Below are 17,808 nucleotides of genomic sequence, written 5' to 3' on the forward strand. Positions count from 1 at the left end.
CAATAGGGATATGTGCTGCGCGCAAAGAAAAAGGCCCCGCCGATGTGGCGAGGCCTTCTGGAGAGAGGTGTGTCTGTCCGCGGCTTAGCCGTGGAACTCCTTACCCTTGACCGGAGCCCAGAGCTTTTTGTTCGTGAGGAACAGAAGCGAGGCCAGGAGGGTCAGCATCAGGACACCGATAAAGCCAGCTTGCTTGCGGGCCATCATCTTGGGTTCTGCTGCCCACATCAGGAAGGCCGCCACGTCTTCGGCTTCGTGATGCAGTTCATTGGAGTGACCGTCGGCAAATTCCACGTCCTCACCGTAGAGCGGCGGGGCCATGGCGATCCAGCCGCCGGGGAAGGCGGTGTTCTCGTAGTAGGTCGTGCCGGCTTCTTCTTTTTCCTCACCGGTGTAGCCGGTCAGGATCGAGACGATGTATTCCGGGCCGCCCATACCTTTGAAGAGCTGGTTCATACCGGTGCCGTAAGGACCGTGGAAACCCGCGCGGGCCTTCGCCATGAGCGACAGGTCCGGTGCGTTGGGATCGCCACCTTCCGGGAAGTGGTCGGTCGGCTTGGCCGGACGGAAATCGTCCAGTTCGGCGTCGAACACTTCAAAGGTCTGTTCCGCGTAGGCGCGGACCTGATCTGCGGGCAGGTGCGGGCCGCCTTCGTCCGCAAGGGTGCGGATCGGGACGTAACGCATGCCGTGGCAGGCCGAGCAGACCTCGGTATAGATCTGGAGACCACGCTGAAGCTGGTTCTGGTCGAACTTGCCGAACGGGCCTTCGAAGGAGAAGTCCACATCGTGGATGTGGCTTTCTCCGCCGGCCGCGAGGGCGCCACCTGCCGAAAGGGACAGGGCAGCGATTGCGGCGATGCTAAGTTTCTTAAGCATTATCCTGTTTCCTTCTTATTCAGCAGGTTTGCCGTAGTGGGCGTCAAAGTCTTCCTCGATCGTGGTCGGCGGGGTCGTCGGTTTCTCGATGACACCGAGGATCGGCAGGATCACGAGGAAGTAGCCGAACCAGTAGGCCGAGCCGATGAGGGAGATGGTCGAATAGGGCGGTTCCGCCGGCATCGCGCCACACCACATCAGGACGATGAAGTCGACGATCAGGAGGTAGAACCACCATTTGAACTGCGGGCGGTAACGGCCCGAGCGCACGCGGCTCGTGTCAAGCCACGGCACGATGACCATCACGGCGATTGCGCCGAACATGGCGATCACGCCGAAGAACTTGGCGTCGATGATGCCGCCGGTGATCCAGCTTGCCGCCATCACGACCCAAACATCCGCCGTGAAGGCACGCAGGATCGCGTAGAACGGAAGGAAATACCATTCCGGAACGATGTGCGCGGGCGTCACGAGCGGGTTGGCTTCGATGTAGTTGTCCGGGTGGCCGAAGTAGTTCGGCATGAAGCCGACCACGGCGAAGAAGACAACGAGCACGATGGCGAGGCCAACGAAGTCCTTGATCACGAAGTAGGGCCAGAAGGGCAGGGTGTCCTTGGCGGCTTCTTCCTTGGAGCCACGACGCACCTCAACACCGGTCGGGTTGTTGTTGCCCGTGGTGTGGAAGGCCCAGATGTGAACGATCACAAGTGCGGCGATCACGAAGGGCAGCAGGTAGTGCAGCGAGAAGAAGCGGTTCAGGGTGTAGTTGTCCACTGCCGGGCCGCCGAGAAGCCAGGTCTGCAGCGCTTCGCCGATGAACGGGATGGCGCCGAACAGGCCGGTGATCACGGTTGCGCCCCAGAAGGACATCTGACCCCAAGGCAGAACGTAGCCCATGAAGCCGGTGCCCATCATCATCAGGAAGATCAGCATACCAACGATCCACGTGATCTCGCGGGGCGCCTTGTAGGAGCCGTAGAACAGGCCGCGGAAAATGTGGATGTAGACGGCGAAGAAGAACAGCGAGGCGCCGTTCATGTGGATATAGCGGAGCATATGGCCGCCATTCACGTCACGCATGATGTGTTCGATCGAGGCGAACGCATAATCGACATGCGGCGTGTAGTGCATCACGAGGACGATACCGGTCACGATTTGCAGCACGAGGCAGAAAGCGAGAACGATACCCCAGATCCACCACCAGTTCAGGTTCTTGGGGGTGGGGATCATGATGGTGTCATAGATCAGGCCGACAACGGGCAGGCGGCTGTGGAGCCATTTCTCTGCGCCGGTCTTCGGCTCGTAATGGTCGTGGGGAATACCAGACATTGCGTGCGCTCCTTAACCGAGTTTGATCGTCGAATCGTCGACGAATTCGGCCACGGGCACCCAGAGGTTTTCCGGTGCAGGGCCTTTGCGGATACGACCAGCGGTGTCGTAGTGCGACCCGTGGCAGGGGCAGAACCAGCCGCCGAAATCGCCAGCGCCGTCGCCGATCGGCACACAGCCGAGGTGCGTACAAACACCGATCATCACGAGCCATTCACCTGCCTCATCGAGGGTCCGGTTTTGGTCGGAGGCGTCGAGCGCCATGTCGTTGCGGTTCTGAGCATTCTTGTCGATGAGAGCGTTCAGGTCGACGGCGCGCCCTGCTTCGATCTCATCCTGGGTCCGGCGGCGGATAAAGACGGGCTTGCCGAGCCATTTCACGGTCAGCTGAGTTCCCGGCTCGATGCCAGAAACATCGACCATGATCGAGGCAAGGGCCTGAACGTCTGCCGAGGGATTCATTTGGTTGACCAGAGGCCAGACGGCGGCTCCGGCGGTCACTGCACCTGCGCCAGCGGTGGCGTAGTAGAGGAAGTCTCTGCGGGTGCCTTCGTGATCTTCTGCGTGGGACACGAGGTTCTCTCCATTCTTTCTTGGCCAAGTAACGAGCCAAAACCGTCGAGGCCGCTTCTTGAGCAGCCACTACAGGGCGCTATTTAGCGAAGCCACGCCACACCGTCCAGCGATGTTTCGCCCAAGTTTCACCTTAGCGTCCCTCTGTCGCGCTTGAAACGCATTCATGAAAACCCATGTCTGGCAGTTGTTTGCGCTATCGAGGGCGATTTTGGCGGTGCTTGGGCGAATCGCCGAATAGATCTGCGTTAGTCGCGTGGGGCCGTCGATTGCATGCTCTCGAGGTTCGACACCGTCTCGAACCAGTCGGCTAGCACCGGGCGCCCGTCGCGCCAGTTGCGCGCTGCGTGGCGGAAATCAAGATAGCCAAGCGCACAGTCGAGCGCGAATTGCCCCATGTTGCGCGGTGCGTTCAGGTCGTCGCGCCAATCTTTTTCGATCGCGTCGAGCGCCTGAGTGACCTTGGCCCACTGCGCATCTAGCCAAGTGCTGTCCTGTTGTTCAGGCGCGCGCAGGCGCCCCTCGTAGGTGATCAGGACAGCCGCATCCATGATCCCGTCGGCCATCGCTTCGAGGGTGAGCACGTCCCAGAGGCGGTCCTCGGGATAGAGCCCACCCTTGGCCCGCGCATCGAGGTAGCGGCAAATCACGCGGCTATCGAAAATCGGGCGGCCATCCTCACGGATCAAGGCGGGGATCTTTCCAAGCGGGTTGGCATCGCGCGCATCCGGCGCAGTGGCGACGGGCGAGGTTTTGACCGCGACCATTTCGACATCGTCAGTCTGGCCGGTTTCGTGCAACAGGACGCAGACCTTGCGGACAAAGGGAGAGGCCGAGGCAGAGACGAGTTTCATTTTGGAGCCTTTTCAATGGGGGCCTGCATCAGGCCGGAGAGAAGCGCGAGATCCGAGCCGATGCTTGACCCGGCCACATGAGACGCCGCGCCAAGGCGGGCTGCGTCAGGTTTGTTCTGTGAGAATTTCCAAGTGCCCTGCACGTCGTCGATCTCAAACCGGAAAGGCCGGATCATCCGCAGCAGTCGAGAGAGCGCCTCGGCATCCATCTTGCTGCTTTGCCAGACCGGTTTTGGCAGCAGACGGGTTTCGAAAGCTTCGCTCAATCGGTCAAGTTGATCGCGCAGGGCGGTGTCGGGCAGGGGCACGAGGCGACCGGAAAGATGCACGGCAACGTAGTTCCATGTCGGCACCTGGTCGGGCATGTCATACCAATCCGGCGAAATATACCCGTCCGGCCCGGTCACGGCGAGCGTCGCGGGGCGGGTCTCTTTCGCGGCGCGGGCAGTGGCGCTCGAGCGGGCGAGGTGCAATTCGGCGGCGGTCCCGTCCTCGGAGATGATAAATGGCACATGCGACAGGTGCGGCGCGCCGTCAGAGGACAAGGCCAGCATACCGAAGCCACGTTCGCGGGCAAAGGCGAGGTTCTCGTCGCGGGTTGCGATGTGAAAGGTCGGGTTGGGATGCATGGTCGGTCCTGCTGACGTTTGGGCGGATGTTGCATTGTGGCCCGAGTCTTGGCAAGTTGCCGTTGTTCTCAGGGCGGGGTGCAATTCCCCACCGGCGGTATGCGGGCGATGATCCGTAAGCCCGCGAGCGCCCCTGCCAGCGGCGGGGGGTCAGCAGATCCGGTGAGAGGCCGGAGCCGACGGTGATAGTCCGGATGGAAGAGAACGTGCGCTCAGGCGGACCCTTTGGGGCCGGTCTGTCGTTCGTGATCGCCTTGGGTGACGTGTCTGTTACGAAAGGAGATCACTCAGATGACACACACCCGATATGCATTCATCAAAGCGGCGTGGCACGCCGATATCGTGGACCGCGCCTATGAAGGGTTCTGCGAGCTTATCCCGGAGGCGCAGGTCGATGTCTTCGACGTGCCCGGCGCGTTCGAGATGCCGCTCTTGGCGCGCGATCTTGCGATGACGGGGCGCTACGGCGCCGTGGCCTGTGCGGCTTTTGTCGTCGATGGCGGGATTTACCGGCATGATTTCGTAGCGCAGGCCGTGGTTGACGGGTTGATGCGGGCGGGGATGGACAGCGGGGTGCCGGTCTTGTCGGTCTCGCTCACGCCGCATCAGTATCAGGAAACCGACCATCACAACGCGATTTACCGTGCGCATTTCGTCGAGAAGGGACGCGAGGCCGCGCGGGCGGCACTTGGCGTTCTGAACGTGCGGTCGGCAGCATTGGCCCCGGCGGCCTAGTCAAACGGTGCGCCGCAAGGCGGCGCGCTTGTTTGAGCTCCCGTGCCCCAAGGGGCCCGGGAGCGATTCGCCTCCGGCGGGAGTGTTTACCCAGAGAAGAAGATGGGGGCGTCGCCCTCGTGCCATTGCGGGTATTTCGTCATGATTGCGGCAAAGCGGGGCGAGGCGAGGAAGGTTTCGAGCCAGCGATGCAGATCTGGCCAATCCTGCGCGTCGAACCATGTTTTGTCGGTCATGGCGAATTGCCGGATGAATGGCAGGATCGCGAGATCGGCGAGGCGCGGTGTCGGGCCGAAGAGCCAGTCTTGCCCGGTCAGTTGGGTGTTCAGCGTCTCGAGGTGCGCAGACGCTTTGGCGCGCTCCGCCTCGCGGTCGGCATCGTCATAGCGTGTGTGGTACTTGTAGCGGTCAAGCGCGGTTTTGAACGGGCCGTCGGTCGCGGCGATGAGGGCATGGCCGTCCTGGGGCATGTCGAGCAGGCCTTCAGGGTCGTTCTGCGCCAGTGCCCAGCACATGATGTCGAGGCTTTCGTCGATCACCGAGTCGCCCGCTTTCAGGCAAGGCACCGTCGCACTTGGTGAGGCCGCGAGGAAGGCGGCGGGCTTGTCGCGCAGGACCACTTCGCGCAGTTCGACCCTGAGGTCCGCGCTCGCGAGTCCAAGCCGGGCGCGCATCGCGTAGGGGCAACGACGGAAGCTATAGAGGATCGGCAAGGTCATGCGACGAGTTGGCTATCGCGTGTGCCCTTGATCTCGGTGGTGACAATGCTGCCTTCGGTTTGGGCCGTGTCAAAGTGCACCTCGGTGAATTGTTCGGTGCGGCCCATATGTGGGTTCTCCATCAGGATATGATGCGTCTTGCCGATCTGCGCGGCGAGATGCTTGGCGACCTGCGCCTCTCCGGCGGCGCGCAGGCGGGCGGCGCGCGCCTTGATGGTGTTGCCGTTGACCTGGGACGGGATCTTGGCGGCGGGGGTGCCTTCGCGCTTTGAGTAGGGGAAGACGTGCAGCCAAGTCAGGTCGCAATCCGTCACGAGGCGGAGCGAGTTCTCGAAATGCGCCTCGGTTTCGGTCGGGAAGCCTGCGATGATGTCGGCGCCGAAGGTCATGTCGGGGCGCAGGCGGCGAGCCTCTTTGCAAAAGGCGATGGCGTCGTCGCGCAGGTGGCGCCGGGCCATGCGCTTGAGGATCAGGTCATCGCCATGTTGAAGCGAGAGATGCAGGTGCGGCATGAGACGCGGCTCGGTCGCGATGGCCTGCATGAGCGCGTCATCGGCCTCGATCGAGTCGATGGAGGAAATGCGCAGGCGTGGCAGGTCTGGCACCAGCTTGAGGATACGCATGACAAGATCGCCAAGGCGTGGCGTCATCGGCAGGTCGGCGCCCCAGCTCGTCAGGTCAACCCCGGTCAGCACGACCTCGTTGAAACCCTTGTCGACGAGGCGCTTGATCTGATCCACCACGACGCCAGCCGGCACCGAGCGGGAATTGCCGCGGCCGTAGGGGATGATGCAGAAGGTGCAGCGATGATCGCAGCCGTTCTGAACCTGCACATAGGCGCGGGAGCGGGTGCCGAAGCCGTCAATCAGGTGCCCGGCGGTTTCCGTCACTGACATGATGTCATCAACCATGACCTTCTCGGTCTCGCCGACGAAATCGGCGGCCATGGCTTTCCATGTCTCGGGTTGCATCTTTTCGGTATTGCCGATGACCGTATCGACCTCGTCCATCTTGGCGAAGGTCTCGGGCTCGGTCTGGGCGGCGCAGCCGGTGACGATGATGCGCGCCTCGGGGTTTTCGCGGCGCAGCTTGCGGATTTCCTGCCGCGCCTTGCGGACGGCCTCGGCGGTCACAGCGCAGGTGTTGACGATCACGGCATCGCCCAAGCCCGCCTCTGCCGAAAGCGCTTTCATCGCTTCGGTCTCATAGGCGTTCAGACGACAGCCAAGAGTCGTGAACTTGGGCGGGGTGCTCATTGCGCGTCCTCGAGGAAAGCCTTGGTGAAGGAGCCGGAGAAGACATGCGCTGTCGGACCGGTCATCCAGACGCCATCTTCGGCCCAGCGGACCTGAAGCGTGCCGCCGTCGAGGTCAATGCGGACGTTGCGACCGGTGAGGCCGCGCCGCGCGGCGGCCACGGCGGTGGCGCATGAGGACGACCCGGAGGCCAGTGTGATACCGACGCCGCGTTCCCAGACGCGCATGCGGATGTGATCGGGGGCGATCAGGCTCGCCACCTGGACATTGGTGCGCTCGGGGTAGAGCGGATGATGTTCATGCGCCGCGCCAAACGCGGCGAGATCGACAGATTCGGCGTCCTCGACAAAGAAGGTACAATGCGGGTTACCCATGCCCGTTGCGACCGGCGCGCCCTCGATCGGAAGCTCGAGCGTATCAAGCGGTTCGGCGAGGGGAATCTCTTGCCAGTCGAGCTGAGGCTGACCCATGTTGACCGAGGTCAGCCCGTCGCCCGCATCCCGGGCCAGGAGCGTGCCGCGATCCGTGGTCAAACGCAGGCTTTTAAGCCCCGTCTCGTCCATGATTTTCCGCGCAATACAACGGGTTGCATTCCCACAGGCGGCCGAGGTCGACCCGTCGCTATTGTAGAAGGTCAGGTGCGCATCATGGGCGCCCTTGGAGATCACTGCGAGCTGATCAAAGCCAACGCCGCGATGGCGATCAGCAATGGCCCGCACGAGCGAGTCCGTCAGCGCCAGATCGCGCCCACGCGCATCCAGCACGACAAAGTCATTGCCGAGCCCATGCATCTTTTCAAAGGGCATTTGCCCCGGTTTTTCACGCGTAGTCATGGGCGGCATATACGCCCCTTGGAAAAAGGTTTCCAGTCATCTGCATTTTTCTCACAGATTCGGCTTGACCACCTGCGATAGCCGTCATAGTAAGCGCGCCACAGTGTGGGCCGTTAGCTCAGTTGGTAGAGCAACTGACTTTTAATCAGTGGGTCGTAGGTTCGAATCCTACACGGCTCACCACTGAAATCCTTTTCCTTCAAATCGTTAGAGTCTTGATCGACGCTTTGGCGTGTGACGCCCCGTCATTCGTGGCTTTTTCATTCTCCTACGCTGGATGGCCGTATTAGGCTGTGCATCAGCGCAGCGGGAGGAGACCTTGCGCCTTGGGGAGGAGACAGGATGCAGCGGGTGCATGAGTTGGTCGCGCAGGCGGCGCAGGACAAGCCGGAGGGGCTTGCCTTTATCAACGGGGATGACAGGCGGATAAGCTGGGGCGCATTCCAGAGCGCGGTTGAGGATGCGCGGGACGATCTCGTGCGATTCGGGGTTGGGCCAGGAGATCGGGTTGTCATCGTGCTGGAAAACGCGATCGAGGTCGCGGCCTTCTATTTCGCGGCGAGCCATCTTGATGCGGCGGCGGTCATGGTGAATGCCCGCATGTCGCGGCCCGAGCTTGATCGGATCGTGGCGCATTCGGACCCTAGCGCGGTCATGTTCGCGACGGATGTCTCTGCGTCGGCGGCGGCCCATGCCGAGGCGTTCGGGGCCACACCCTGCACCGGGCGCTATGGCGCGGTCGCGCTCTGGGCGCGGGAGGGCAGTGTGGCTGAGCCGGTCTTTGAGAGCGGCGAGGAGCAGGTCGCGCTCTTGCTTTATACTTCGGGAACGACGGGGCATCCGAAGGCGGCGATGCTCACCCATGCCAATATGATCGCAGCGGGGCGGGCCTCGGCGGATGTGCGGGGGATGCGCGAGGGGGATATGACCTTTCTCGCCCTACCCATGTCGCACATCTTTGGCCTTGTCACGGTGCATGCGATCAGCCTTGCGCAAGGCTCGGCGCGGCTCGAGTCTGTGTTCGACGTGGCGCGGCTCTACACGGCGTTGCAGGAGGATGTGACCCTTCTTCCGGCGGTGCCGCAGATGCATGCGCATCTGTTTCACTATGCGCGTGCGCATGACATGCCGCGCTATGATCGTGGGCTGTTGCGCTATGTCTCTTCGGGCGGGGCGCCGCTTGACCCGGTTTGGAAGCGCGAGGCGGAAGAATTCTACGGGCAGACGCTTCAGAACGGCTATGGGCTGACCGAAAGCGCGGCAGGGATATGTGCGACGCGCAATGCGATGGGCGATCCCGATACCAGCGTCGGCGAAGCCATGCTTGGTGCGACGATCCACATCGACCTCGACGCGCCGGGCGCGACCCCGGCAGAGGGGATCGGCGAAATCCTTGTCGGCGGCCCGCAGATCATGAAGGGCTATTTCCGCGACCCAGAACAGACCGCCGCCACGCTGACCGAAGAGGGCCTGTTGCGGACCGGTGATCTTGGTCGGTTCGACGATCAGGGGCGGCTCCACATCGCGGGGCGCACAAAGGAATTGATCATTCGCTCAGGATTCAATGTCTATCCGGTCGAGGTTGAGGCAGTGTTAACGGAGCATCCGGACGTCATTATCGCCGGTGTTGTGGGCCGTCCTGTGGAAGGCAATGAAGAGGTTTTGGCTTTTGTCAAAGCGGTGCCGGGGAGCGGCCTTACGGAGGATGCGCTCAAGGATTTTCTCCGCGCGCGGCTCACACCATACAAACGGCCCGAACGGATCATTGTCGCGGATGATCTTCCAGCGGCGCCAACCGGCAAAATCCTCAAGGCGAAACTAATCGAGACCTTCCAAGATCGGCTCGGGTAGGACGACCTACGTATTTTTGCGTTCTTGCCCCGCCCCTTGTCCGGGCGGCAAGGTGGCGGAGGAGGAGACGCGCCATGCCCGCAGGGGTGGGCCGCAAAAGGACAGGGGAGACACATATGCACAGGGGGAGCGCCGCAAAGCTTGGATTTGATCCCGAACGGCTTGGTCGGATCGGGGATTGGATGGAATCCTATGTGGCAGAGCGGAAATTTCCCGGTAGCAGTATGCTTATCTCGCGCCATGGCGAAGAGGTTTTCTTCCATGCCGCAGGCCTTCGCGATATCGAGAGCGGCGCCGCGTTCGAGCGCGATACGGTGGCGCGTATCTATTCCATGACCAAGCCGGTTACCTCGGTTGCCCTGATGATGCTCTATGAGCGGGGTCTGTTCACACTCGACACGCCGGTGAGCGAATTTATCCCGTCTTTCAAAGACATGAGCGCGCTTATCCCCGGCGCGATGTCGATTGAAGAGACCGAATCCGCGCCCGCGCCGACGCTTCATCAGTTGCTCACCCATACGGCCGGTCTTAGTTATCCGTTCAATCCCGGTGTGCTTGCTGCGGCGATGGAAGAGGGCGATTTGATCTTCCGCGCCAATCAAGGAAACCTGGCCGATATGGTCGATCGGGTGGCGGCTTTGCCGTTGGCGTTTCAGCCGGGGGCTAGGTGGGAGTACTCGGTGGCGATTGACGTGTTGGGGCGGGTTGTCGAGGTGGTGTCGGGACAGACGCTGGAGGCGTTCTTCGAGACGGAAATCCTTGGTCCGCTTGGGATGGGAGAGACGGCGTTTTCTGTGCCGGAACACGCGGTCGATCGCTTCGCTTCGCTTTATACGCCGCTGGCGGGGGATGCGATGGCGCTCAACGCGGCCCGCACGGGGGAGAACCCGCTGCGCCGGGTCGACCACAAGGACGGCTCTCCCTTCCTCAAGGCGGATATGTTCTCGGGTGGTGGCGGGTTGGTCGGGACGATCGACGACTACATGCGCTTTGCCGAGATGCTTCGGCTTGGCGGGGCGCTTGAAGGCGTGCGTTTGTTGTCGCCGCAAACCGTTGATTTCATGATGCAAAACCACCTGCGGGGCGAGATTTCGGAGATGGGGCCGCAGAGCTTTGCCGAGCAGCCGATGGAAGGCATGGGGTTTGGCCTTGGCGGGGCGGTTGTCCTTGATCCGGCGCGCGCAAGGGTGCCCGGATCGGTGGGCGATTTCTCGTGGGGCGGCATGGCGTCAACCTTCTTCTGGGTCGACCGGGAGACGGGCCTCAGCGTGGTGTTTTTCACCCAGCTTTCGCCCTCGAGCAGCTACCCGGCAAGGGCCGAGATGAAGGCGCTCGTGCATGGGGCGATGGTGGGGTAGGGGCGCTGCCCCTCTTGGCCGCCGACTGGCGGCCAATTCACCCCGGAGTATTTGCCACAGAGAAGAAGAGTCTTAACGACAAATCCAACGTCGGTATTCTGTCGGTATCGTGTCTGTATTGCGTCTGTGGGCAGGTCTTAACGCACCGTTCTGGTTAACGCGGGATGAGACGTGCCGAGAGCGTCGAAATCGCGAAGAGGACGGAGGCGGTGCAGACGATGGTCGGCCCCGAGGGCGTGTCCAGAAGGAAGGACATGCGCAGCCCCCCGACAGCGGCCACGGCCCCGATCAGGGCGGCGGAGAGCGCCATATGTTCCGGCGTGCGCGCCAGCGGGCGGGCGGCGGCGGCGGGGATGATGAGAAGGGCGACGATCAGCAGCGCGCCAACGACCTTGATCGCAACGGCGACGACGATGGCAAGACCGAGGGTCAGGACGAGTTGTTCGCGTTTGGGATCGATGCCAGAGGCATGGGCGAGGTCGGGGTTGAGGGTTGCGGTCAGCAAGGGCGCCCAACGCCATGCGGTCAGGAGCATGACCAGCGCTGCGCCGGTCCAGATCACGGCGAGGTCGGATTTGCTCACCGCGAGGATGTCACCGAAGAGGTAGGCATCGAGGTCGAGGCGGATGCCTTGCAGGAAAGAGACCGCGACCAGACCGAAGGCGAGCGCGGAATGGGCCAGCACGCCAAGCAGCGTATCCATGGCAAAACCGCGCCCGGAGAGCGTTGTCACCGTGAGCGCCATGGCGAGGGCCACGGCGAGCGCGCCGGCGAAGATCGAGGTCGAGAGCGCGAGCGACAGGGCCACGCCGAGAATCGCGGCATGGGCGGTTGCGTCGCCAAAATAGGCCATGCGGCGCCAGACCACGAAACAGCCAAGGGGCGCGGCGGCGATGGCGACGCCGATCCCGGCGAGCGTGGCGCGGATCAGGAAATCATCAAGCATGGTCGCAATCCCCGTGTTCGTGGCTATGGGCCGGGTGGCCATGGTGGTGATGGTCATGATCGTGGCGGTACAGCGCCAGCGCGCCTTGGGTGCCTGAGCCGAAGAGGGCGCGGTATTCCGGCGCGTCGGCAACGATTTCGGGGGTGCCGTGGCAGCAGACGTGGCCGTTGAGACAGACCACGCGGTCCGAGGCGCTCATCACGACGTGCAACTCGTGGCTGACCATGAGGACGGCGCTTCCGAGGTCTTGGCGCAGCTGTTCGATCTGGCGGTAGAGCGCGGCGGAGCCGGGTTGGTCGAGGCCGGTTGTGGGTTCGTCGAGGATCAAGAGGTCGGGTTTGTCGAGAATGGCACGGGCGAGGAGGACGCGTTGGAACTGGCCCCCAGAAAGGGCGGTCATCTGACGATCCATGAGGCCATCGGCCCCGGCGTCTTCGAGAGCGGCTTGCAGGGTCGCCTCGGGGTGGCGGCGGGGCAGACAGAGAAAGCGGCGCACGGTCAGCGGCAAGGTATTGTCGATGGCGAGGCGTTGCGGGACGTATCCGATGCGCAGGCCATCGGCGCGTTCAAGGGTGCCGCGCCGGGGTTTGACGGCGCCGATGATCGTCTTGAGCAGGGTCGTCTTGCCCGAGCCGTTGGGGCCGACCACGGTGACGATCTCGCCCTTGTCGATGTGGAAGTCGACATTGGTCAGGGCCGTATGGCCGCCAAGGCGCACGTCGAGGCCAGTCAGAGTTACGAGGCGCATGGATCAGGCGGCCTCGCGGCAGGCGGGGCAGAGACCCTCGATCTCGAGCACAGTGGTTTCGATCAGGAAGCCGGTGCTCTCGGCGGAGCGGCGCAGGTCGGCGAGAGGCATGGAAGATTCCGCCACAGCGCCACAGGCGCGACAGATCATGAACACGGGCGAATGATCCTCGCCGGGATGGGTGCAGGCGAGGTAGGCGTTGAGCTTTTCGATCTTATGGACGAAGCCGTTGGTCACGAGGAAGTCCAGCGCGCGATAGACCACGGGCGGCTGCGAGCCGATGCCTTCGGATGCAAGGATCGCAAGGATGTCATAGGCCCCCATGGCGCGATGTTCCTCGAGCAGGATTTCGAGGACGCGACGGCGCGTCGGGGTCAGTTGCAGCTTCTCCGCAGCGCAGGTTGTCTCGGCCGAAGCAAGGGCCGAGGCCACGCAGGCGGCGTGGTCATGTTGGGCAAAACCGATATCGTGCAAGGCGGCCTCCTTCGGGTCGGGCCAGAAATTTAGGGTTGATATATTATAACATACCTTCTACGTCGAGGCTAAATAGCTTTGTATCTGTGAAGGAGCGAGACGTGAAGGCTTGGGTTTTGGGCGGCGTGGCCGCAATGGGCGTGACGGCGGGTGCAGCGATGGCGGAGGCGCCGCGCGTGGCGGTTGATATTGCGCCGGTGCATTCCTTGGTCGCGCAGGTGATGCAGGGCGTGGGCGCGCCGGATCTTCTCGTGCCGCAGGGGGTTTCGCCGCATGATTACTCCATGCGTCCGAGCGAGGCGCAGGCCTTGCAGGCGGCGGATGTGGTGTTTTGGGTTGGGCCGATGTTGACCCCCGGCCTTGACGAAACAATCGAGACGCTGGCCGGAGATGCGGTTTCGGTGGAACTTGCCGAGGTCGAAGGGCTTGCGCTTTTGGAGTTCCGCGAGAAGGCCGTTTTCGACGCTCATGAGGGGCATGACCACGAAGAGCATGACGACCATGAGCATGACGACCATGAGCATGATGACCATGGCCATGCGGAAGAAGGTCATGACGATCATGATGATCATGACCACACGGACGAGGGCCATGACGATCACGAGGGTCACGACCACGATGGCCATGACGATCATGATGATCACGCCGCGCATGAGGAGGAGGACGATCACGGCCACCACCATCACGAAGGCGGTATGGATCCGCATGTCTGGCTTGATCCTGAGAACGGGCGCGCGATGCTGAGCGCGATTGCCGAAACGCTGGCTGGGGTGGACCCCGAGAATGCCGAGACCTACCGCGCCAATGCCGAGGCGGCACGTGCGGAGCTGGCGACGCTTATCGCGGATGTGGATGCACAGCTTGCACCGGTGCATGACCATGCCTTTGTCGTGTTCCACGACGCCTATCACTATTTCGAGAACCGGTTTGGCCTGACGGGGGCCGGGGCGCTTCTGCGTGGGGATGCCGAGGCACCGAGCGCGGCGCGACTGCGTGAGATCGAGCACATCATGGAAGAGCGCGGTGTGGTCTGTGTCTTCTCGGAACCGCAGTTTAACGCCAAGATCATCCGCACCATCGCAGGCGACGCAAAGGTGGCCGAGCTTGACCCGATCGGCGTTGCGCAGGACGTTGGACCGTCGCTCTACACGGAGGTGATCGCCACGATGGCAGAGACCTTCGTGGGCTGCCTCAAAGACTAAGGAAGATGAGGTTTTGCGAGACTGATAGGGCTGCCTGCGGGCGGCCCTTTTGTTTTTGATGAGGCATTTCGGTTCTGTTGGAGGCCACGTTTTCTGGACTGGATACCCTTGTTCCGCTAGGGAAATTACTGAACGCTGTTTCGTCCCGCAACGGGCAAAGTCTGAAAAGGGGTTCGTTCAAAGCGATCCATTTGACGGTAGGTGATACGAAAATGAATTCGAAGATGGCAAAGATCGCCCTATTCCTAGTCGTTGTGATCATTTTGGGGCAGATGTTTTTTCCGCTTCTTCAAAAGCGCATGCCTGGCAAGAGCGAGGAGGAAGCAACGGGCGTCGAGACCGCAGAGAGCGTCCTTTTTCGCTTTGTACTCGGGTGTTGGGTTCCGGATGGCGACCTTGCAAGGCGTGCAGATGAAACCTTTGAAATCGACCCCGCCACGCAATCGATTTCCGATGGGATTTTCTCAGCAACCTACCGATTGCCCGGTGGCGCGGGGTCGGTGCAAATCACCCATGATAACAATCTCTCCATGTGTTCCGTGTTCACAGAAATACCTTTTGCCGAATTGGCTACGGCCGCCGAGGCATATTTCATTTCTGACAAGCGTTTGCCGCGCGGCACCTTGTTTGATGTCGAAGATATTGAGGTAGAGACATCTGATGAGCGCTTGAGCTGGACGGTGGACCGGGAGTCTGGGGCGCGGCGCGAAGGGGTCATCGTGCATCGACCGACCACAACCACAGGGAGCCCCGTCACCGCTATGACATGGGCCTATGCGGATCTGACCCTACCAGTTTCCGAATAGGGCAGAAGGGCATCAAGCTGATGGCCTCAAAGACTAAGGAAGATGAGGTTTGCCATGCCCCAGAGCGTCAACTGAAAGTGGGTGTTCTGGGCGCCTTCGTGGCAGAACCAATATGAGAAGTGGTTGCCGACCACGGTAAACATGGCCCAGATCGTCGTGAACATGAGAGCGCCGAGCATCGCGACGGGATGGGCCATGTCGAGCGCGACGAGGTCAAAGAGCGCGGCGGCAAGAAGCCCGACACCGATCCACAGCGTGATGGTTGTCACCAATTCTGCGAAAACCACGAGGTAGAAGGCGGCGCGTTGGGGCGCGCGGTGCTTGATGCTGCGGTGGGAGACGCGGGCGTATTCCTCGGGATAGTCGGCGGCCATGCGTTCCATCGTGAAGACCTGCGCGGTGTAGGTCTCGTTGACGGTTGGATGCAGGATATTGTCGCGCACACCAAGCGTCAGCCATGCCGCGGGCAGGGCGAGGGAAACGGTCTGGGCGAGAAGCGTCATGTCCATGTCGGGCCTCCGGGAAAAGCCAGTTCACCAAGAAAAAGGGCCGCCCGAGAGCGGCCCTTTCCAATTACTGTGTGCGACCGGATCAGGTCCAGTGCATTTCCGCCGGGCGGAATTCGAAGGAGATGTGGTGTGCAGCCCCCTCGAGACCCGCTTTGGTGTGGTTGTAGAGCGACCGCCAGTAGGGCTGGATGGTGACAGCATCGTCCTGGAGGATTTTCTCACCTTGCTCCATCAGCGCGCGGCGCTTCTCGAGATCCGCGGTGGCCAGCGCCTGCTCGAGGATGGCGTCGAACTCGGGGTTCGAGTAGCCGAACTCGTTCCAGGCTTCGCCGGTGCGGTAGGCCAGCGCCCAGATCTGCACGCCGAGCGGACGGTGGTTCCAGTTGGTCGACGAGAACGGATACTTGGTCCAGTCGTTCCAGAAGGTCGAACCGGGCAGGATCGTGCGCTTGACGTTGAAGCCGGCGTCCCGCAGCTGGGCTGCGACGGCGTCGGTCGTGTTCTTGCGCCATGCGTCGTCGATCGAGTGGATTTCCATCTCGAAGTCCGCCATGCCCGCTTCTTTGAGCAGCGCGAGCGCGCCTGCCGGATCATGCTTGGGCATGCCGATGTCGGCATATTCCGGGTGTGCCGGGCCAACGTGGTGGTTCGCAGCGGCGATACCGCGACCGTCATAGCCCAGTTCGAGCAGGACGTTGTTGTCGACCGCCATGTTGATCGCCTGACGCACGCGCTTGTCGGCGTAGGGCTTCTTGCCGTCCACCTCTGCAAGCTGGTTCGGGCGGATGACGATGGTCGCCATGGTCACCACTTCGTTCTCGACGAAATCGAGCGACGAGATGATGTCGATGAATTCGCCGTCAACCGAGTAGGTCGCGTCGATTTCTTCGGATTCAGCCGCGGCAACCCATGCGGCCGGGTCGGTGCCGTAGTCGACATATTCGATCCGGTCGAGCCATGCGCCGTTGCCTTCGTTCCACCAGGTGTGGTCCTCGTTGCGCACGAGCACGCCCTTCACGCCGACTTCGAGCGATTCCGGCAGGTAGGGGCCGGTGCCGATCGGGTTGGTCAGCATGTCAGCCGCGTTGTGCGATGCGTGCACGATGGCTGCCGGGTAGTCGGCCATGCCCGGAATGAGCGAGATGTCCGATTTCGGCAGGTTCAGCTGCACAGTGTGGCTATCAACGACGACGATCGAGCCGTCGATGGCCTTGCCGGTGTTCTCGTCGATGAGGGTCGCGAAGCGGCCAGCCATCGAGTTGCCTTCGACTTCCTTGTCGCACCAGCCAGCGATGTTGCGCGCAACGTCTTCGGCGGTGAAGTCGTCACCGTTGTTCCACTTCACGCCTTTGCGGACGTTCAGGGTATAGGTTTTGGCGTCTTCCGAGATGTCCCAGCTTTCGAGCAGCGAGGGTTGGAACGTACCGTCGTTCTCATAGGTGATGAGATACTCGAGCCAGCCGCGCGAGAAGTTGGCGATCTGCGACCAGTCATAGGTGCGCGGATCTTTGAGGGCACGCACTTCCATCTGGATGCGGACGGTGCCGCCTTGCTTGGCCATGGTTTCGGCCTTGGCCGGGGTGGCCATGCCGAGCATGGAATACGCGGTTGCGGCGGTGGCACCAAAGGCGCTTGCCAGGGCCAGGAATTCGCGGCGGTTTACAGGGTCGTCACCGACCTTGGACGCCTGATCGACGATGCTTTGGGGGAGGGGCTCTCCATTGCGTTTGAAAAAAGTCATCTTCTTCCTCTCTGCTATTGATTGGTTATTGATTGTTGCTTGGGTCACGGCACGGCAGGGCATGACAGGGACGAAACAGCGAACTCACAAACGCAAACGCGCGGCGGGGAGTCGGGGCCGTTGCTTCCCTGATCAATTCCAGTGTCCTCCCGCCATGCGATGATGGCAAATCCCGGTATCGGGCGTGTCGTTTTCTTACCCCGGTGGCGGGGGGGTAAACCCGATGCAGTAGCGCAAGCTTCCACGTCCGGGCCTTTCGATGCAACCGGAAACCACTTGTTTCCGTTGACGATCCCCGGATTCCCGGAGTGAAAGGCACCTGTCGGCGGACCTTGGCTCAGAGGATTGTAGGTCGAGAGGGTGTTG

Annotated in this window: 18 protein-coding genes, 1 tRNA gene and 1 riboswitch; of the genes, 6 read left to right on the top strand and 13 right to left on the bottom strand. The window is 61.9% G+C overall.

Features of this window, described 5'->3' with window-relative positions:
• Positions 1-84: 84 nt before the first annotated feature.
• The 5 genes from R1W01_RS08055 to R1W01_RS08075 form a co-directional block, all read right to left on the bottom strand.
• Entirely contained in the window at positions 85-879 is a 795-nt protein-coding gene (locus tag R1W01_RS08055; protein ID WP_243611722.1) for a cytochrome c1, read from the bottom strand.
• 15 nt (positions 880-894) lie between these two features.
• On the bottom strand, positions 895-2,208 hold the full coding sequence (gene petB / locus R1W01_RS08060; RefSeq protein ID WP_243611723.1) for a cytochrome b: 1,314 nt from the start codon (positions 2,206-2,208) through the stop codon (positions 895-897).
• 12 nt (positions 2,209-2,220) lie between these two features.
• Positions 2,221-2,781 (bottom strand): ubiquinol-cytochrome c reductase iron-sulfur subunit, encoded by a 561-nt coding sequence (petA, locus tag R1W01_RS08065; protein ID WP_243611724.1) that lies wholly within the window; start codon positions 2,779-2,781, stop codon positions 2,221-2,223.
• A 248-nt stretch (positions 2,782-3,029) separates the two neighbouring features.
• Positions 3,030-3,635, bottom strand: coding sequence for a glutathione S-transferase N-terminal domain-containing protein (locus tag R1W01_RS08070; RefSeq protein ID WP_317275187.1), 606 nt, complete (start codon positions 3,633-3,635; stop codon positions 3,030-3,032).
• The gene (locus tag R1W01_RS08075) at positions 3,632-4,264 is read right to left on the bottom strand and encodes an FMN-binding negative transcriptional regulator (RefSeq protein ID WP_243611726.1); all 633 of its coding nucleotides are present in this window, start codon (positions 4,262-4,264) and stop codon (positions 3,632-3,634) included. Before R1W01_RS08075 ends, R1W01_RS08070 begins: the two co-directional genes overlap by 4 nt.
• Positions 4,265-4,324: 60 nt before the next feature.
• Positions 4,325-4,474: riboswitch (FMN riboswitch) on the top strand.
• Between the two features lie 72 nt (positions 4,475-4,546).
• Between R1W01_RS08075 and R1W01_RS08080 the strand changes: the two genes are divergently transcribed.
• Positions 4,547-4,999, top strand: a complete 453-nt coding sequence (locus R1W01_RS08080) for a 6,7-dimethyl-8-ribityllumazine synthase (RefSeq protein ID WP_297755160.1) — start codon at positions 4,547-4,549, stop codon at positions 4,997-4,999.
• A gap of 86 nt (positions 5,000-5,085) precedes the next feature.
• Here R1W01_RS08080 and R1W01_RS08085 read toward each other — a convergent pair whose 3' ends face one another.
• From R1W01_RS08085 to dapF, 3 genes are read right to left on the bottom strand one after another with little or no spacing between them, the layout of a single operon-like run.
• Positions 5,086-5,718, bottom strand: a complete 633-nt coding sequence (locus R1W01_RS08085) for a glutathione S-transferase (protein ID WP_297754437.1) — start codon at positions 5,716-5,718, stop codon at positions 5,086-5,088.
• Positions 5,715-6,974 carry a tRNA (N(6)-L-threonylcarbamoyladenosine(37)-C(2))-methylthiotransferase MtaB gene (mtaB, locus tag R1W01_RS08090; protein ID WP_317275188.1) on the bottom strand — a complete coding sequence of 420 codons (1,260 nt, stop codon included), beginning with the start codon at positions 6,972-6,974 and terminating at the stop codon, positions 5,715-5,717. The genes R1W01_RS08085 and mtaB overlap by 4 nt, the downstream gene beginning before the upstream one ends.
• On the bottom strand, positions 6,971-7,816 hold the full coding sequence (gene dapF, locus R1W01_RS08095) for a diaminopimelate epimerase (protein ID WP_297754433.1): 846 nt from the start codon (positions 7,814-7,816) through the stop codon (positions 6,971-6,973). The genes mtaB and dapF overlap by 4 nt, the downstream gene beginning before the upstream one ends.
• A gap of 98 nt (positions 7,817-7,914) precedes the next feature.
• On the opposite strand from dapF, the gene R1W01_RS08100 reads away from it, so the two are divergent.
• The 3 genes from R1W01_RS08100 to R1W01_RS08110 all read left to right on the top strand — a co-directional run bounded on the left by R1W01_RS08100 (position 7,915) and on the right by R1W01_RS08110 (position 11,016).
• Positions 7,915-7,990 (top strand) — tRNA-Lys (locus R1W01_RS08100).
• A gap of 159 nt (positions 7,991-8,149) precedes the next feature.
• A complete protein-coding gene (locus R1W01_RS08105) occupies positions 8,150-9,658 on the top strand; it encodes a class I adenylate-forming enzyme family protein (protein WP_297754431.1) in 1,509 nt (502 codons plus the stop codon).
• 116 nt (positions 9,659-9,774) lie between these two features.
• On the top strand, positions 9,775-11,016 hold the full coding sequence (locus tag R1W01_RS08110; protein ID WP_243611732.1) for a serine hydrolase domain-containing protein: 1,242 nt from the start codon (positions 9,775-9,777) through the stop codon (positions 11,014-11,016).
• 154 nt (positions 11,017-11,170) lie between these two features.
• Here the strand turns inward: R1W01_RS08110 and R1W01_RS08115 are convergent, their stop codons facing one another.
• From R1W01_RS08115 to R1W01_RS08125, 3 genes are read right to left on the bottom strand one after another with little or no spacing between them, the layout of a single operon-like run.
• Complete coding sequence (locus R1W01_RS08115; protein ID WP_243611733.1) at positions 11,171-11,962, bottom strand: iron chelate uptake ABC transporter family permease subunit; 792 nt, start codon at positions 11,960-11,962, stop codon at positions 11,171-11,173.
• On the bottom strand, positions 11,955-12,710 hold the full coding sequence (locus tag R1W01_RS08120; RefSeq protein ID WP_243611734.1) for a metal ABC transporter ATP-binding protein: 756 nt from the start codon (positions 12,708-12,710) through the stop codon (positions 11,955-11,957). The genes R1W01_RS08115 and R1W01_RS08120 overlap by 8 nt, the downstream gene beginning before the upstream one ends.
• 3 nt (positions 12,711-12,713) lie before the next feature.
• Positions 12,714-13,184, bottom strand: coding sequence for a transcriptional repressor (locus R1W01_RS08125; RefSeq protein ID WP_243611735.1), 471 nt, complete (start codon positions 13,182-13,184; stop codon positions 12,714-12,716).
• Between the two features lie 101 nt (positions 13,185-13,285).
• Here R1W01_RS08125 and R1W01_RS08130 point away from each other — a divergent pair, with 101 nt between their 5' ends.
• Both R1W01_RS08130 and R1W01_RS08135 read left to right on the top strand, forming a co-directional pair.
• A complete protein-coding gene (locus R1W01_RS08130; protein ID WP_297754426.1) occupies positions 13,286-14,386 on the top strand; it encodes a zinc ABC transporter substrate-binding protein in 1,101 nt (366 codons plus the stop codon).
• A 224-nt stretch (positions 14,387-14,610) separates the two neighbouring features.
• Entirely contained in the window at positions 14,611-15,192 is a 582-nt protein-coding gene (locus R1W01_RS08135) for a hypothetical protein (RefSeq protein ID WP_297754424.1), read from the top strand.
• Positions 15,193-15,218: 26 nt separating this feature from the next.
• Here R1W01_RS08135 and R1W01_RS08140 read toward each other — a convergent pair whose 3' ends face one another.
• Positions 15,219-15,701, bottom strand: a complete 483-nt coding sequence (locus R1W01_RS08140; RefSeq protein WP_243611738.1) for a DUF2165 family protein — start codon at positions 15,699-15,701, stop codon at positions 15,219-15,221.
• A gap of 82 nt (positions 15,702-15,783) precedes the next feature.
• Positions 15,784-17,442 carry an ABC transporter substrate-binding protein gene (locus R1W01_RS08145; RefSeq protein ID WP_243611739.1) on the bottom strand — a complete coding sequence of 553 codons (1,659 nt, stop codon included), beginning with the start codon at positions 17,440-17,442 and terminating at the stop codon, positions 15,784-15,786.
• Positions 17,443-17,808 lie beyond the last annotated feature (366 nt).

The sequence above is a fragment of the Shimia sp. FJ5 genome, from assembly GCF_032918335.1.
GTDB classification, from domain to species: Bacteria; Pseudomonadota; Alphaproteobacteria; order Rhodobacterales; family Rhodobacteraceae; genus Shimia; species Shimia aestuarii_A.